Source organism: Leucobacter japonicus (assembly GCF_001273855.1).
GTDB lineage: Bacteria > Actinomycetota > Actinomycetes > Actinomycetales > Microbacteriaceae > Leucobacter > Leucobacter japonicus.
The window spans coordinates 181,768-196,348 of sequence record NZ_JHBX01000076.1; the positions used below are offsets into that span (position 1 = coordinate 181,768).

Genomic DNA, 14,581 nt, shown 5'->3' on the forward strand with positions numbered 1-14,581 from the left:
AGCGCGCGAGCCCGCGCTTGCGGAGCGGCTCAGTTCACGGGCGCGGGATCGGCGCCGGCTTCGAAGACGAACCCGTTCCAGCCGGTTGCGGCTGCGGTGATGCCCGCGCGCACGGCAGTGTCGGCATCGGCGGGCGTGGCGAAGAACGACGGCGCGCGATCGGCGAACACCGCACGCTCGTCGGCGCCGGGCCAAACTGCCGCGGTCACGTTGTCGGTGGGTTCGGCGAGCTGCGTGCCGAGCATGAGGAACTGCTGGTCGAGGTTTGCGGCGCTGAGCAGATCGAAGGCTCCCGCCGTGGCGGGGCCGATGCCGACGATGAGGTCGGGTCGGGCGGTCGTGGCCGGATCGCCGAGCAGGTGAGCCAGCGACTCGTCGGCGCGGTCGGTGGTACGCACATCGACGGATGCGAGATGCTCGGGGGCGAGGCGCAGCAGCGCGTCTGAGACGATCTGCGAATCGGTGTCGCCCGAACTGATCACCACGACGTGCCAATCCGCGGTCGACTCCGGGATCTGACCGAGCGACCGTGCGTCGAGTGTCGCGCCGGGAGCGAGCGCGGATTCCGTCGCGGTGCCGTGCGCCGATGTTTGTGCTGCGACGACGGTATCGGAGGTCTGAGCGCCCCGAGTGTCGGCCGCAGAGCTGCACCCGGTCACGCCGAGGGCGAGCGCCGTTGCGAGTGCGAGCGCCACGCCGAGACTGGCGTGACGTGCGATGCGCCCAGCTTCTCGGGCGGAAGATGCAGCGGGGACGTCAGCTGAGGCGATCGAACGGTGACGCGAGTGGCTCACGAGGAACTCCAGAAGATCAATAGGGATGCGTTGGTGCGGAGCAGCGGTGGCGGCCGAACCGGAAGACTCGGCCGCCACCGCTGGGAGTTACTCTCCGGCGCGCGCTCGGCGGCGCGCCAGCACGGTGCCCGCGACGACGATGCCTCCGAGCGCCAGCAGTGTGCCGGCGATCGCGAAGGTCAGGAGCTGACCGTTCGCGCCGGTGACGGCGAGACCACTGCCCGCAGCGGGGTCGGTGCCTGCCGCGACGGGCGATCCCGCACTGCCGTTCGCGGCCGCCTCGGCCGTGATCGCAGAACCGGCAGAACCGGAAGAACCAGTCGAGCCCGCCGTGCCGTCGGCTGCGGAGGTGCCACCGGCTGCGGCAGCGGAGCCGTCAGCGGTGCCTCCGGCCGTCGCACCACCGTCGGCAGCGCCGCTCGCACCTGCTGCACCCGCATCGGCGGCAGCCTCGGCTGCGGCGACGACGAAGGCGATCGTCACGGGGGTGCCGTCGGCGCGCGTGATCACGAGCTCGTGGTCGCCCGCTTCGAAATCAGCCGGGATCTGCCACTGCAGGTCGATCGCGCCCGCAGCATCCGCCGAGAACGGGTCGAGTGCAATCGGCTCAGAGTGCACCTCGGCGGTGAGCGCTTCGTTGGGCTCGAAGCCCGCGCCGGTCACCGAGAGCGTGCCGCCCTGCTGCACCGACGTGTTGCCGAGGGTGAGCTGCGGCGCGGGTGCGGCCGGGCGTCCCTCGTGGCGCAGCGTCACCGTGTCGACGACGCTGTTGACGGCGTCGGCACCGTGCTGCTCGCTGCGGAGCGTGGTGACGGTGATCTCGTCATCGGAGATGGAGACGTTCGAGTAGTTGCGCACCTGCTCTTGGTTGATGACCGATGCGTACCAGGCCTCGGGGTCCTTGACGTCGTAGTACTTCGAGCCGCTCGCGGAGTTGGCCGTGACGTACAGCACGTCACCGTCCTTCGCCGTCACGACCGACTGCCCGGGAACCTCTTCGGCGTTGGCGAGCGCGCCATCGTTGACGAGGTAGCTGCGGGTGTAGCTGTGGTCGTGGCCCTGGAGCACGAGGTCGAAGCCGAGGTCCGAGATGGTCTCGGGCAGTGCCGTGCGCAAGTTCTTGATCTGCGTGTCGAACACGTGCGAGGCCACGGAGTAGATGGAGTGGTGGAACCCGAGCACCTTCCACTTCGCGTCGGCGCCGTGCTCGGCGACCACGCGGTTCATGAATTCGATGTGGCTCGCGGTGTCGCTGCTGTTGGTGTTCAGAATGACGTACAGAACGTCCTTGTATTCGAACCAGTAGTCGCCGCCCGAGGAGTTCGCGTTCGATGCCGGGCCCGCGGTCGGGTCGAAGTTCGGCACGGTGAAGTGCTGCTCGTAGGCCTTGGAGCCGACGTCGTGGTTGCCGTTGACAGGCACGAGGGGGTACTCGCGGAGGGCGTCGGGCGACAGGAACGTCGCGTACTGATCCTCGTTCGACGCCGTGTTCACCTGGTCGCCCGCGGAGAACAGCAGTTCGGTTTCGGGGTAGGTGCTGAGCGCCACGTCGACGGTGTCGTTCCAGCCGGCCTCATCGGAGGCGAGGTTGCCCGATGCGCCGACCTGGGGGTCGCCGAAGAAGAGGAAGCTCGTGTCGCCTGAGAAGGCGGCCGTGGTGAGCGGGTAGGTCGCCGACCAGCCCGACTCCTCCGAGCCGACGCGGTAGATGTAGCCGCTGCGCTCGGTGAGGCCGGTGATCGTGGCGCGGTGGTTGACCTGGCCGCTGCTCGTCGTGCCGTCGCTGGTCGCGGCGATGGTCTGCGCGTCAGTGGCGGGGAAGGCGGCGCCGGATCGCGCGGCCTCGGTCGCCGCAGCCGCCGAGGGCATGGCAGCGACCTGCACTGACTGAGCGGTGTCGCGGTCGGTGTACCAAGTGAGGTTGCGGCTCGTCGCGTCGCCGCCGATGGTCTGCACGATATCGCTCGGCAGGTTGGGCGCGGCCACGTCGACCGCGGTCAGCGACGCGAAATCGAAGTAGATGTCGGAGCTCGTGGCGCGGTCCTGGTAGAGCGCGACGGCGACCGTGTTCGATCCGGCGTGCAGAGCTTCGGCCGGGATCGAGAACGTCGAGGTCGCCGGGTCGCCGCCCGAATCGCCGGCGTACATGAGGTTGCGCTCGGACTCGGGGGCGGCGTTCACGCGATCGTCGACGAAGCCGGCGACCTTCTCGCCGTTCACGAAGACCTGGATCGCATCGTCGTAGGTGACCTTCGCCTGCAGCTCTGAGATCGCCGAGAGCTCGTCTTCGGTAAGGTCGACGCTCGTGCGGAAGTGGAAGGTGCGCACGTCGACCTTGGTGCTGCCGACGTACTGATTCAGCAGTGTCGTGACGGGGAACGCCGAGCCCAGTCCGGTGGGGGCGCCGTTCTTCGCACCGAAGGGCGCGGTGCCCGTCTTGAACGCGGAGTCGTCGAAGTCGTCGGTGGTCCAGGCGAGACGATCGGGATTGCCGGCGGCGGGGTCGGTGTCGTTGTCCGAGTACGTCCACTCGGTGGACGCGGTGTCGATGAGCGGAGCGTCGGGCACGGCCGCGCTGGCGAGGTCGGGGGCGATGAACGCGGGGGTGAGCCCGGCGACCGCCGCGACCACGGCGAGGCCGGTGACGAGCCGGCGACGGAGGGGGAGTGGGGAGCGTTGTTGCATGATGAAGTGGTGCAATCCTTCGCGATGATGAGGGGCCCGGAACAGGGCCGTGTTCACGCTACGAGGGCAGATTGATCGGGGTGAGAACGGGGCATGACACTTCTCGAACGGCGGGTGACCAAACCCGAACGGCGCGTGGCATCGTGATGAACGCGCGCGTCGGAGGTGTCGTGGCAGACTGGGGCGGGGCCCGCCGGGGCCGTCTCGGCTGTCTCGGCCGCGGGATGAGAGGAGTGGGATGAGCGTCCGCATCCTCGCCGTCGGCAAGAAGCATGAATCCTGGGTCTCCGACGGCATCGATCGCTACGAGAAGCGCCTGCGCAAGCCGTTCGACACCGCCTGGCAGCTGCTGCCGCACTCGTCGCGCGAGGGCGATGCGGCGCGCACCGAGGAGTCTGACCGACTGCTTGCGAAGCTGGATCGCGATGTCTTCGTCGTGCTGCTCGACGAGCGCGGCAAGAATGTCGACTCCCCGAAGCTGGCCGCCACCCTGCAGCGCGCGTTCGACGGCGGGCGGGCGGTGACCGTGATCATCGGCGGCGCATACGGCGTCGATGATCGCGTGCGTGCTCGCGCTGACTTCGTGTGGAGCCTGTCGCAGCTCGTCTTTCCCCATCAGCTCGTGCGTCTGATGCTCGTCGAGCAGTTGTATCGCTCGCAGGAGATCTCGGCGGGGCGTTCGTATCATCACGTGTAAGGCGATCAGGATCGCCGGAAGGAGTCGCAATGCCGCGTCGCCCGCAGCTCGCCGTGCTCGGCAGCATCAACATCGACCTCATCGCGCAGACGGAGTCGTTGCCCCGACCCGGTGAGACGATCGGGGGTGGCACGTTCAGCCGACTGCCGGGCGGCAAGGGTGCTAATCAGGCCGTCGCGGCCTCCCGCTTAGGGGCGCAGGTGCGCATGGTGGGCGTCGTCGGCGATGACAGTGAAGGCGCGCTCGCGCGTGCGGCACTGGAGGCTGCAGGCGTTTCGCTCGGCGCGGTGCGCCGGGGCGCGCAACCGACGGGGGTGGCGCTGATCGGGGTCGATGCCGCCGGTGAGAATCAGATCAGTGTGTGCCCGGGCGCGAACGGCGAGGTCGGTGCGGCCGACGCGGTCTTCGGCGACGGAGAGGCAGTGCTCGTGCAGCTCGAGGTGCCGATGGCCACGGTGGTCGCCGCCGCGCGATCCTGCACCGGATTCTTCGCGGTGAATGCGGCACCTGCCGCCGATCTGCCCGACGAGATCATCGAGCGGGCGGATCTCGTGATCGTGAACGAATCAGAGTTCGCGGCGATCCCCGCCCTGCACACCGTCGACGCGCTCGTCGCGGTGAGTCTCGGCGCCGACGGCGCCAGGCTGCTGCGCGGCGGCGTTGAGATCGCTCGAGCGACGTCGCACGCCGCTGAAGTGCGCAGCACGGTGGGGGCAGGCGACGCCTTCTGCGCGGGGCTCGTGGTCGCGCTGGTGAGTGGTGTGGCGCCTGACGCAGCGCTCGCGGCGGCCTGCGCGGTGGGCGCGGCGGCCGTTGCCGACGTGCGTTCGCAGCCCGAACTGTCGCCGTTGAACGCCTATTTGGGCTAACGCCACACCCCACCCCTCAATGTCGGTGGTTCCCCGCACACTGGAACCATGAACCCGTTCCGCCTTTCGACCCGGTTGCAGCCTCCGGCGCGTACGCGCGCCCGGCCTGTCGCCGCCGAGGCCGCTTCTGCTGAGACGCGCGCGGCAGTCGCACCGGGGCAGGCTGTCGTGGTGCCGTGGCGCATCTCGCAGCGCTCGGCCAGTGGGGTGATCGAGATCGAGAATGCGGGCGGCGGTCCGCTGCATTCGGTGCGCTTCACACTGGCGGGCGACGGCATGCTCGGGTTGTCGTTGCCGCGCACGGTGATGCCCGGAGAGCGATTGCGCGTCGTGCTGCGGGGAGCGCGCTCCGAAGCGGCTGTCGCGGCGCCCGATGCGATGCTCGTGCTGCGCTGGTTTCAGCCCGATGGGAGGGAGCTGCTGTGGCCGATTGCCCTCATCTGAGCCCCCGTTCGCCGACACGCCGAGTCGGGTGTGGAGAGCAAAGTTTTTCGACCCGTACGGCCTTGTGGATAACCTCTGCGCAAGGGCGGAACGGTGCCGAAAGTTCTCCCCAATTCGACCCTTGCGCAGGTGGATATCTAGTGGAAAACTACATTGGTGTAACTACATCATGTTGTGGTCGGTCCCGGTGTGGTTCACTAGATGTAGTGCCTCAGTCGAGGCGAGCGAGTTTGTGAGAGAAGGGCGTGAAATGGCAGTCACCGTTTACACCAAGCCGTCGTGCGTGCAGTGCAACATGACCTATCGAGAGCTCGACAAGCAGGGCATTGAGTACAACGTGCTCGACGTCACCGCTGACGAGACGGCGCTCGAAGCTGTCAAGGGTCTGGGCTACCTGCAGGCACCCGTGGTGGTGGCTGACGACGAGCACTGGTCGGGCTTCCGCCCCGACAAGATCTCGGAACTCGCCGGCCGACTCGCGTAAGACGGATGCGTATGGGGCGGGAACACGAGCGGTTCTCGCCCCGTGCTGTATCCGGCAAGTCTGCGCCCATGGCGAATCTCGTCTACTTCTCCAGCGTTTCGGGCAACACGCACCGTTTCGTCGAGAAGCTCGGAACCCCCGCGGTTCGCATCCCGCTGCATGCGAAAGACGAACCGCTCATCGTGCACGAGCCCTACGTGCTCATCCTCCCCACCTACGGCGGGGGGCCTGACACGCGCGCCGTGCCCAAGCAGGTCATCAAGTTCCTCAACGTCGAGGAGAACCGATCGCATCTGCGCGGAGTGATCGCCGCGGGCAACACCAACTTCGGTGAGGCCTACGGGATCGCGGGCGACATCGTCGCCCGGAAGTGCCAAGTGCCCTTCCTCTACCGATTTGAACTCTTTGGAACCCCGGACGACGTGACCGCCGTCCACGATGGATTGGAACAGTTTTGGAAACAGCAGTGATGGAGCCGGGACTCGACTCGTCGAAGATCAGCGAGATGGATTATCACGCGCTGAACGCGATGCTCAATCTGTACGACGCCGACGGCAACATCCAGTTTGATCGCGACCGCGAGGCGGCGCGGCAGTACTTCCTGCAGCACGTCAACCAGAACATGGTGTTCTTCCACAACTACGAAGAGCGCATGCGCTACCTGATCGACAACGACTACTACGAGGCAGCGCTGGTTGAGCAGTACGGCGTTCCGTTCATCGAAGAGCTCACGAACGAAGCGTTCGCGATGAAGTTCCGCTTCCCGACCTTCCTCGGCGCCTTCAAGTTCTTCACCTCGTACGCGCTGAAGACGTTCGACGGCAAGCGCTACCTCGAGCGCTTCGAAGACCGTGTCGTCATGTCGGCACTCGGCCTCGCCGAGGGCGACCGCGAACTCGCACGCGGCCTCGTGCGCGAAATTCTCTCGGGCCGCTTCCAGCCTGCGACCCCGACGTTCCTGAACCTCGGCAAGGCGCAGCGCGGCGAGCTCGTCTCCTGCTTCCTGCTGCGCATCGAAGACAACATGGAGTCGATCTCGCGCGGCATCAACTCGTCGCTGCAGCTCTCGAAGCGCGGCGGCGGTGTCGCCCTGCTGCTCTCCAACATTCGCGAGACCGGCGCTCCGATCAAGAAGATCGAGAACCAGTCGTCGGGCATCATCCCCGTGATGAAGCTGCTCGAAGACAGCTTCAGCTACGCGAACCAGCTCGGCGCGCGTCAGGGCGCCGGTGCGGTGTACCTCTCGGCGCACCACCCCGACATCATGCGGTTCCTCGACACCAAGCGTGAGAACGCCGACGAGAAGATCCGCATCAAGACGCTCTCCCTCGGCGTCGTCATCCCCGACATCACGTTCGAACTCGCCAAGAAGGGCGAGGACATGTACCTGTTCTCGCCGTACGACGTCGAGCGCATCTACGGTGTTCCCTTCGGCGACATCTCGCTGAGCGAGAAGTACTACGAGATGGTCGATGACGCGCGTATCAAGAAGACGAAGATCAACGCGCGTCACTTCTTCCAGACGATCGCCGAGCTGCAGTTCGAGTCGGGCTACCCCTACATCGTGTTCGAAGACACGGTGAACCGGGCGAACCCGATCAAGGGCCGCATCAACATGTCGAACCTCTGCTCCGAGATCCTCCAGGTCAACACCCCGACCACGTACAACGAAGATCTGAGCTACGGCGCCATCGGCAAGGACATCTCCTGCAACCTGGGGTCGATGAACATCGCTGCGGCCATGGACGGCGGCAATCTGGCCGGCACCGTGGAGCTCGCCATCCGCGCACTCACCTCGGTTAGCGACCAGAGCCACATCTCGTCCGTACGCTCCATCGAAGACGGCAACGACCAGTCGCACGCCATCGGCCTCGGCCAGATGAACCTGCACGGCTACCTCGCTCGCGAGCACGTGCACTACGGCTCCGAAGAGGGCATCGATTTCACGAACATCTACTTCTACACGGTGCTCTTCCACGCGCTCCAGGCGTCGAACCGCATCGCGATCGAGCGCAAGCAGGTGTTCGGCGGCTTCGAGGACTCGCAGTACGCATCGGGCGAGTTCTTCGACAAGTACACGGACGAGGCCTGGGTGCCCGCTACCGAGCGGGTCGCCGAGCTCTTCGCGAAGGCCGGCATCGACATCCCGACGCAAGACGACTGGCGCGAGCTGAAGTCCAGCGTGATGGAGCACGGCATCTACAACCAGAACCTCCAGGCGGTGCCGCCGACCGGCTCGATCTCGTACATCAACAACTCGACGAGCTCGATTCACCCGATCGCGTCGAAGATCGAGATCCGCAAGGAAGGCAAGCTCGGTCGCGTCTACTACCCGGCGCCGTTCATGTCGAACGACAACCTCGAGTTCTACCAGGATGCCTACGAAATCGGCCCCGAAAAGATCATCGACACCTACGCCGCGGCGACGCAGCACGTCGATCAAGGTCTGTCGCTGACGCTGTTCTTCAAAGACACCGCGACGACCCGCGATATCAACAAGGCGCAGATCTACGCATGGCGCAAGGGCATCAAGACGATCTACTACATCCGTCTGCGCCAGCTCGCGCTCGAAGGCACCGACATGTCGGAGTGCGTCAGCTGCATGCTGTGATTCACTTGACGCAGTCACGTGAGTAACGATTCCACCGGAGTAGAAAGAACCCGATGAACTACAAGCTGGGACACGCTGTTCAGGCGATCAACTGGAACCGCATCCAGGACGACAAAGACCTCGAGGTCTGGAACCGTCTCGTCAACAACTTCTGGCTGCCTGAGAAGGTGCCGCTGTCGAACGACGTGCAGTCGTGGGCCACGCTGACGCCGCAGGAGCAGCTGCTCACCATGCGCGTGTTCACCGGTCTCACGCTGCTCGACACCATCCAGGGCACCGTCGGTGCCGTTTCGCTGATCCCCGATGCGATCACCCCTCACGAGGAGGCCGTCTACACGAACATCGCGTTCATGGAGTCGGTGCACGCCAAGAGCTACTCGTCGATCTTCTCGACGCTGTGCTCGACGCAGGAGATCGACGACGCCTTCCGCTGGTCGGTCGAGAACCCGAATCTGCAGAAGAAGGCGCAGATCATCACCGACTACTACGAGGGTGATGACCCGCTGAAGCGCAAGATCGCGTCGACGCTGCTCGAATCGTTCCTGTTCTACTCGGGGTTCTACCTGCCCATGTACTGGTCTTCGCACGCGAAGCTCACGAACACGGCAGACCTGATTCGCCTCATCATTCGCGACGAGGCTGTGCACGGGTACTACATCGGCTACAAGTTCCAGAAGGGGCTCGAGAACGAGACCGAAGAGCGTCGCCAGGAGCTCAAGGACTACACGTTCACCCTGATGTACGAGCTCTACGAGAACGAGGTCAAGTACACCGCCGACCTCTACGACCCGGTGGGTCTCACTGAGGACGTCAAGAAGTTCCTCCACTACAACGCCAACAAGGCGCTGATGAACCTCGGCTACGAGCCGATGTTCCCGAAGGAGATGACCGACGTCAACCCGGCCATCCTGTCATCGCTCTCGCCGAACGCTGACGAGAATCACGACTTCTTCTCGGGCTCGGGTTCGAGCTACGTCATCGGCAAGGCAGTCGCCACCGAAGACGAGGACTGGGACTTCTAACCCACACTGCCCTCGTCTGGCACACGCACGAACGCCCCGCGATCCACCATGGATCTCGGGGCGTTTTGCTGTATTCAGTGCCGCTGACCGGGCCGCACGATGGGATCTGCTTCGCGGCGTAGCCAACTGCAGGTGGTTCGGCGCGTCAAGCGACAGCGATCTTGCGCAACCACTGCCCCGTGCCCATTCTGGCACCCAAGAAAAGTTCGTCCCCAATCCTTGATAGCAGCCTTACGTATACGTCGACCGCTTCTTTCGGGACGTTGAGGTGGAACGCAATCGTAGGAATATGCCCGGAGAACTGGGACTCGAGTTCGCAGAAGTGGGCGAGATCAATGCAGTGCATCGCCGACCATTCGTCGGCTTGACGTTCCATGCGCTCGTCGAAATACCCGAACATCGTGGGTTCGTCTTCGTTGATGGCGTGCCACGTCTCGTGCCCGAGAACGTAGGGAAGCTCGCGATGGCTGAGGTCGTGGTGCAGTCGGATCAGTTTGTTCGCGGGAATGCACTCCCCGAGTCGACCGGTGCTGGAGAGGTCGTCGTACTCGACGGCGAAGCTGAGTTCTTCAAGGATCTCGAAGAAACGCTGTTCAATCATTCAAAGAACTCCGAACTGTCCTCGCGCTGCAACTTGTTCCCCTCAAACGCCGCAACTCGCTCTTCCTGATGGTGTTCGTGAGTCTGCCCGAAGCCACCGACAATGACATTGCTGCGCACTGCCGCTTGCAGGTGTTCGGTGACGACCGAAACGGCGGCGCGACCGGCGTCGGCGAGTCTTTCCTCGGGCAGGCTGTCGAGAATTCCGCCCACGATCGTGAGCCACTGCTGCGTTTCTTCCGAGAACTCGAACGGTGTGAGTTCGATCCCGAGCACCTCGTAGATGCGTCGCAGATTTTCGATCTGTGGGACGGCTCCGCGTTCGATGTTGGAAAGCGTCTGGCGTGTGATGCCCGCGTGCTCCGCCAATTCAGCCTGTGTCAAGTTCGCGCTGCTCCTGAGCTCCCGCACCCGGGAGGCGAGTTTTCTGCGCTCTTCGAATGAAAAATTCGGAAGTTCATTTTTTGACATAGAGACACGTTAACACGCCCCAAGTGTGCAATCAATCGTGGAAAAGAATTTGACTTGAGTCAAATTCACGCGCAAAAAACTTTGCGCCGAGAGTTGCGTGATGCAAAGAAGCGTGTGAAACTAATTGACATGCGGAAAGAATCCCACTCTCCAGGAACGGCGCTCAAGTCGCTCCGGGAGATGGCGTCGCTGACCTTGAAAGAGGTGGCTGCGGGTGCGGATACCTCGATCTCTTACCTGTCGAAGGTGGAGAACGGCGTACTGCAGCCGACGCCGACGTATGTCGCCCGTGTCGTCACTCATATCGCTGCATCGATATTGAGTGCGAACGCGACCTGAATAGCGGCAAATCGGTGTGCAACCGAGACGCCTTCGAACATAGTCCCGCCGAAATCCGATGGCCACCCGGCCCCGGTTCCACAGGTTCGGATGTTGAATAACCAGCCTGATCTCTTCGATCGCCTCGTGGTGGGGGCGTAGAGGTATGGCGGTGAAAAGTCGGCGGGATCCCCGTCGCATTCGCTACTTGGGCGGTCCCATCGGACCGCGAACCTGGCACAGGGTGATGTGTCGATGTGGCCCGTCGTTGCGGCGGGAACCGGTGCGGGGTAAAGCACGGCTTCGCACAATGCGAGCCTCAGTGACCTCCGGAAGCGGAGAGTCTGCGGCAGATTCCTGCGCGGCAGCCACAGATGTCAGACGAGCGTGCAAGACGCCCTTCCTCACGGAACCCACGTCGCACCTCGCCACCCCCGTCCCGCGCCACCGAAAACGCACTTCAGGAGCACAGCGGTCGAGCGCGGGGCTTTCACAATAACCGTCCTCAACATGAAAGGAGCAGCATGACGATCTCAATCGACGAATGGGCAGACAGCGTCGAGGGCGTCTACCTCGACAAAGACGGCTACGGCGCGCCCGTGTGGCAGTGCCACGATGTGTGGCTCGATTACCTCGTTCGCGTCGGCGGCGGCCAGCAGTACATGGGCTATGCGCCGTCGGATTTCACGGACAGCGTCTTCACTCATTTTCCGGTGAACGGCGTCAATGGGTACTTCACGAAGCATTACGGTACCGCCGGAATGCGCAAGGGCGATGTCGTTTTCTTCGGATTCGGTACCGCTGCATACCCAACGTCCCACGTCGCCGTCGCGATGGCGTCACCGGTGGGAAACAGCGTGTTCTGCTTGACGCAGAACCCGGGGCCGACGCACTACGAGAACCTCACGCTCTCAGGCGCGCTCGGCTACCTCCGCCCGATCAATGTGGTCGACCCGATCACGCAACCCGTCATCCCCGAACCCTCAATCAGGAAGAACAAAAATATGTTTATCGTTTTCTACGCAGACGCTTTCGGTGCCGGCCAGCCCGGCTGGAACGTCGTTGGTACCCCGAAGCGCCTCGTGCTGACCTCGCAGGACGCAGCGAACAACATCGCGAAGCAGCTGGGAATCTCGCAGGCCTACGTGTGCACGACTTCGGCGCCGTGGAACAAGTTCCTCGCCGCCTCCTCTCCGGCATAAACGCCCGGTAGCCGGCAATAGGGTGCGTGGTGCTTCCCCCCAGGAACTGCCACGCACCCTTCGGGACGCGCTGCGGACGCAGCGCGTCCCGCTGCCGGTCAACACCGTGCGGCGGCGCTGGGTCGCGTCGAGTTCGCTGGCACCCTGCGCGGGAGCCGGGGTGAACGGCCGTTCAGACCGCAGTCAGTGCCCCATACGGCAGAGAGGTGGAGCTCATCATGTGGCTTACAGATGTGATCGTGTTCATGCTTGCCAGCGCAGGGGCCGCAGGGGTGATTGCCGGAGTGCTCGCACTGAGCGCATGGCTTGAACGGAAGGAGCGGGAACCATGACATTCGTGGTCCAATGCGCCTCGGAATGCGAGGCCGCGCTTCCGGATATGTGGTCGTTGTCTCCGATCGGAGCGGTCATCGGGCTCCTCGTGTTCCAGTTTCTCGCTTTGGCGAGGGGGTGGCTGATCCCACGCCTGTCGCACGAGCGGGAGCTCCAAGCGATGAAGGATCGTTCGGACGAGTGGAGGGCTGCCTCCGAAGCCGGAGAGAAAGTCTGCATCGAACTGCTCGAGCAGAATCGAATGCTGCTCGAGGCACAGCGCATTACCGACCACTTCTACCAAGCGGTCACCCCGATCGTTGCAGCGAAAGGCGACGGAAATGCTGCGGCGTAAGAAACTCGTCGACGTGCCTGATGACACCGGGCAAGCGCGCGCTGCCCGGTCGGCGGCGCTCGCGCAACTTCGACGACTGCATGAGCAAAAGGCAGAAGTGTGCTCACTGAAGGAGAGGCTCGAACGGAGACGAGAATGGAACCACTTTGGCGAAGAGATATCGGTGTCGTTCCGGCCGAGGCAGAACTCATGACCCGGCTGCTGGGGTACCTCGGAGATGCCCTCATATGGGTTTCGTTGCTCGGCGCCCTCGCCTTCTGCCTCTCATACGCGATGTTGTTTGATTGGAGGCGTACCGCGCCCGGCCGAGCCGTCATGCATCTCGCCGGGGCGATCTCTTTGTGGGGCGCGTACTCCGTAATCGCACGGGCGCACCTCGATTTCTACCTGAACGAGTGGGGGCGCATCATCGCGTATCTCGCACTCGCCGCCACCATCTGGCGTCTTGTCGTGACCCTCTGGCGGTCATGGACAGGGGCGCCTGCGATCCGAGCCGAACCCGAAACAGAGGAGCAGCATGCTGTCGATCATCCCTGAAGCCACCCGCCATGCTGCGAAGCGTGCATTCATCCGTACTGCCGCGCAGTCTCTCGCAACGTCGTTTGCGCTCCCGGCCGGAATCACCCTGGCACTGACGCGGGAGGCCTGGCTTGCGGCTGTGTTCGGCATCGGAGGGGTCGTGATCGGCGCAGGCGTCAACGGAGTGCAGGCGTACTGCGACATCATCGCCCGAGGCATTCCTGGGGACTATCAGGCGTCCGCAGACTCCAGCCGGGGCGAGTTCGTGGTGTGAGTGCCGTGCGATCAGCCCGCAGTGCGTGGAGCGCGGGCCGTCAGTTCCCGACTGACGTGCGGGGAGTGTCGGCGGACGTCACGTTCAGCCGGAAGACCCGCGCGAGCAGACGATCGAGAGCGAAGTACACGTAGCCGAGTGCAATGAGCACCACCGACAGCGCGAGCACCCACAGCGCGACACCGCCGACACCCTGCGTTGCGACATCGAGGAACGGGTACGGGTAGGTCTGGCCGGGAACAAACTCGCCGCCGAATCCGCCGTACACGAGTGAGAACGCGAGGTACGCGTAGGGAATCAGCGTCCAGAGCAGCGGGTCGAACGCGCGCAGGCGCCCCTTCGGCACGAACAGCAACCAGTCGACGATCAGGAAGATCGGCGTGAAGACGTGGATCAAGTTGTCGGTGAACGAGAACGGCTCGTAGTCACCGCCCTGCTTGAACGTCATCGGCACGAGCACGAACACATAGACGAACATCGTGACCGTGATCGCCATCATGACCGCGGCGCTCCAGCGTGCCGACGGCGTCGACGTGCCGCGGGTGCCATGCGCACGCAGGTCGCGCACCGTGCGCACGATGAGGATCGCCACCCACACCAAGCACAGCAGGTTGCTGAGCACCGTGTAGAAAAGCAGAGCGTTCCAGGCGGGAGTCGGCGTGAGCAGGCCGGTGATGCGGACGATGCCGGTCGCGATCAACGCGAACGCCGCGACCCGATACACGAGGGCGACGGGTCGCCACGGGAGCGCGGCCGAGTTCGTCGCCGGGGCAGCGGATGCGGGGCTGCCCGCGGGCGCGATGGTCTGAGATTCCATGGTGGCTCTATTCAACCGCACGGCGAGCGCGCTGTGCGAGTGTGCCGCGCGCGAAATTCCCGGGGATCTGAGGGCGGGCTCGTGCCTCGCTTGCTTGCCCTGTGACC

Annotated in this window: 18 protein-coding genes; 13 read left to right on the forward strand and 5 right to left on the reverse strand. The window is 64.3% G+C overall.

Annotated features, from left to right (window positions below):
• Window positions 1–29: 29 nt before the first annotated feature.
• The gene (locus AMS67_RS01040) at window positions 30–794 is read right to left on the reverse strand and encodes a hypothetical protein (protein ID WP_156316481.1); all 765 of its coding nucleotides are present in this window, start codon (window positions 792–794) and stop codon (window positions 30–32) included.
• Window positions 795–881: 87 nt separating this feature from the next.
• Complete coding sequence (locus tag AMS67_RS01045) at window positions 882–3,479, reverse strand: purple acid phosphatase family protein (RefSeq protein ID WP_053385708.1); 2,598 nt, start codon at window positions 3,477–3,479, stop codon at window positions 882–884.
• A gap of 238 nt (window positions 3,480–3,717) precedes the next feature.
• On the opposite strand from AMS67_RS01045, the gene AMS67_RS01050 reads away from it, so the two are divergent.
• From AMS67_RS01050 to nrdF, 7 genes are all read left to right on the forward strand, one after another.
• A complete protein-coding gene (locus AMS67_RS01050; protein WP_193787055.1) occupies window positions 3,718–4,176 on the forward strand; it encodes a 23S rRNA (pseudouridine(1915)-N(3))-methyltransferase RlmH in 459 nt (152 codons plus the stop codon).
• A 29-nt stretch (window positions 4,177–4,205) separates the two neighbouring features.
• Window positions 4,206–5,045, forward strand: coding sequence for a ribokinase (locus AMS67_RS01055; protein WP_053385709.1), 840 nt, complete (start codon window positions 4,206–4,208; stop codon window positions 5,043–5,045).
• Between the two features lie 48 nt (window positions 5,046–5,093).
• Window positions 5,094–5,489, forward strand: a complete 396-nt coding sequence (locus AMS67_RS01060) for a hypothetical protein (RefSeq protein ID WP_053385710.1) — start codon at window positions 5,094–5,096, stop codon at window positions 5,487–5,489.
• Window positions 5,490–5,739: 250 nt separating this feature from the next.
• Complete coding sequence (gene nrdH / locus AMS67_RS01065) at window positions 5,740–5,973, forward strand: glutaredoxin-like protein NrdH (protein WP_053353789.1); 234 nt, start codon at window positions 5,740–5,742, stop codon at window positions 5,971–5,973.
• A gap of 68 nt (window positions 5,974–6,041) precedes the next feature.
• Entirely contained in the window at window positions 6,042–6,443 is a 402-nt protein-coding gene (gene nrdI / locus AMS67_RS01070; RefSeq protein ID WP_053353872.1) for a class Ib ribonucleoside-diphosphate reductase assembly flavoprotein NrdI, read from the forward strand.
• On the forward strand, window positions 6,443–8,584 hold the full coding sequence (gene nrdE, locus AMS67_RS01075; protein WP_053385711.1) for a class 1b ribonucleoside-diphosphate reductase subunit alpha: 2,142 nt from the start codon (window positions 6,443–6,445) through the stop codon (window positions 8,582–8,584). Before nrdI ends, nrdE begins: the two co-directional genes overlap by 1 nt.
• Window positions 8,585–8,637: 53 nt before the next feature.
• Entirely contained in the window at window positions 8,638–9,606 is a 969-nt protein-coding gene (nrdF, locus tag AMS67_RS01080) for a class 1b ribonucleoside-diphosphate reductase subunit beta (protein ID WP_053353791.1), read from the forward strand.
• Window positions 9,607–9,751: 145 nt separating this feature from the next.
• Here nrdF and AMS67_RS01085 read toward each other — a convergent pair whose 3' ends face one another.
• Together AMS67_RS01085 and AMS67_RS01090 are read right to left on the reverse strand one after the other, a co-directional pair.
• On the reverse strand, window positions 9,752–10,207 hold the full coding sequence (locus AMS67_RS01085; protein ID WP_053385712.1) for an ImmA/IrrE family metallo-endopeptidase: 456 nt from the start codon (window positions 10,205–10,207) through the stop codon (window positions 9,752–9,754).
• Entirely contained in the window at window positions 10,204–10,677 is a 474-nt protein-coding gene (locus tag AMS67_RS01090; RefSeq protein WP_082305202.1) for a helix-turn-helix transcriptional regulator, read from the reverse strand. The genes AMS67_RS01085 and AMS67_RS01090 overlap by 4 nt, the downstream gene beginning before the upstream one ends.
• 54 nt (window positions 10,678–10,731) lie before the next feature.
• On the opposite strand from AMS67_RS01090, the gene AMS67_RS17030 reads away from it, so the two are divergent.
• The 6 genes from AMS67_RS17030 (at window position 10,732) to AMS67_RS01110 (ending at window position 13,657) form a co-directional block, all read left to right on the forward strand.
• A complete protein-coding gene (locus tag AMS67_RS17030) occupies window positions 10,732–11,016 on the forward strand; it encodes a helix-turn-helix domain-containing protein (protein ID WP_156316482.1) in 285 nt (94 codons plus the stop codon).
• A gap of 503 nt (window positions 11,017–11,519) precedes the next feature.
• Complete coding sequence (locus AMS67_RS01095; RefSeq protein WP_053385714.1) at window positions 11,520–12,197, forward strand: hypothetical protein; 678 nt, start codon at window positions 11,520–11,522, stop codon at window positions 12,195–12,197.
• A 328-nt stretch (window positions 12,198–12,525) separates the two neighbouring features.
• Window positions 12,526–12,864, forward strand: coding sequence for a hypothetical protein (locus AMS67_RS01100; RefSeq protein ID WP_053385715.1), 339 nt, complete (start codon window positions 12,526–12,528; stop codon window positions 12,862–12,864).
• The gene (locus AMS67_RS18335; protein WP_442354826.1) at window positions 12,851–13,057 is read left to right on the forward strand and encodes a DUF7620 family protein; all 207 of its coding nucleotides are present in this window, start codon (window positions 12,851–12,853) and stop codon (window positions 13,055–13,057) included. Before AMS67_RS01100 ends, AMS67_RS18335 begins: the two co-directional genes overlap by 14 nt.
• Entirely contained in the window at window positions 13,054–13,401 is a 348-nt protein-coding gene (locus AMS67_RS01105) for a putative phage holin (protein ID WP_156316483.1), read from the forward strand. Before AMS67_RS18335 ends, AMS67_RS01105 begins: the two co-directional genes overlap by 4 nt.
• Entirely contained in the window at window positions 13,382–13,657 is a 276-nt protein-coding gene (locus tag AMS67_RS01110) for a hypothetical protein (RefSeq protein ID WP_053385717.1), read from the forward strand. Before AMS67_RS01105 ends, AMS67_RS01110 begins: the two co-directional genes overlap by 20 nt.
• A 40-nt stretch (window positions 13,658–13,697) precedes the next feature.
• Here AMS67_RS01110 and AMS67_RS01115 read toward each other — a convergent pair whose 3' ends face one another.
• Entirely contained in the window at window positions 13,698–14,474 is a 777-nt protein-coding gene (locus AMS67_RS01115) for a Pr6Pr family membrane protein (RefSeq protein WP_053385718.1), read from the reverse strand.
• Window positions 14,475–14,581 lie beyond the last annotated feature (107 nt).

Excerpts from the sequence above, each read along its gene's own strand:
- AMS67_RS01045 (WP_053385708.1), bottom strand. The coding sequence starts at position 3,479 with ATGCAACAACGCTCCCCACTCCCCCTCCGTCGCCGGCTCGTCACCGGC.
- AMS67_RS01050 (WP_193787055.1), top strand. The coding sequence starts at position 3,718 with ATGAGCGTCCGCATCCTCGCCGTCGGCAAGAAGCATGAATCCTGGGTC.
- AMS67_RS01055 (WP_053385709.1), top strand. The coding sequence starts at position 4,206 with ATGCCGCGTCGCCCGCAGCTCGCCGTGCTCGGCAGCATCAACATCGAC.
- AMS67_RS01060 (WP_053385710.1), top strand. The coding sequence starts at position 5,094 with ATGAACCCGTTCCGCCTTTCGACCCGGTTGCAGCCTCCGGCGCGTACG.
- nrdH (WP_053353789.1), top strand. The coding sequence starts at position 5,740 with ATGGCAGTCACCGTTTACACCAAGCCGTCGTGCGTGCAGTGCAACATG.
- nrdI (WP_053353872.1), top strand. The coding sequence starts at position 6,042 with ATGGCGAATCTCGTCTACTTCTCCAGCGTTTCGGGCAACACGCACCGT.
- nrdE (WP_053385711.1), top strand. The coding sequence starts at position 6,443 with ATGGAGCCGGGACTCGACTCGTCGAAGATCAGCGAGATGGATTATCAC.
- nrdF (WP_053353791.1), top strand. The coding sequence starts at position 8,638 with ATGAACTACAAGCTGGGACACGCTGTTCAGGCGATCAACTGGAACCGC.
- AMS67_RS01085 (WP_053385712.1), bottom strand. The coding sequence starts at position 10,207 with ATGATTGAACAGCGTTTCTTCGAGATCCTTGAAGAACTCAGCTTCGCC.
- AMS67_RS01090 (WP_082305202.1), bottom strand. The coding sequence starts at position 10,677 with ATGTCAAAAAATGAACTTCCGAATTTTTCATTCGAAGAGCGCAGAAAA.
- AMS67_RS01095 (WP_053385714.1), top strand. The coding sequence starts at position 11,520 with ATGACGATCTCAATCGACGAATGGGCAGACAGCGTCGAGGGCGTCTAC.
- AMS67_RS01100 (WP_053385715.1), top strand. The coding sequence starts at position 12,526 with ATGACATTCGTGGTCCAATGCGCCTCGGAATGCGAGGCCGCGCTTCCG.
- AMS67_RS18335 (WP_442354826.1), top strand. The coding sequence starts at position 12,851 with ATGCTGCGGCGTAAGAAACTCGTCGACGTGCCTGATGACACCGGGCAA.
- AMS67_RS01105 (WP_156316483.1), top strand. The coding sequence starts at position 13,054 with ATGACCCGGCTGCTGGGGTACCTCGGAGATGCCCTCATATGGGTTTCG.
- AMS67_RS01110 (WP_053385717.1), top strand. The coding sequence starts at position 13,382 with ATGCTGTCGATCATCCCTGAAGCCACCCGCCATGCTGCGAAGCGTGCA.
- AMS67_RS01115 (WP_053385718.1), bottom strand. The coding sequence starts at position 14,474 with ATGGAATCTCAGACCATCGCGCCCGCGGGCAGCCCCGCATCCGCTGCC.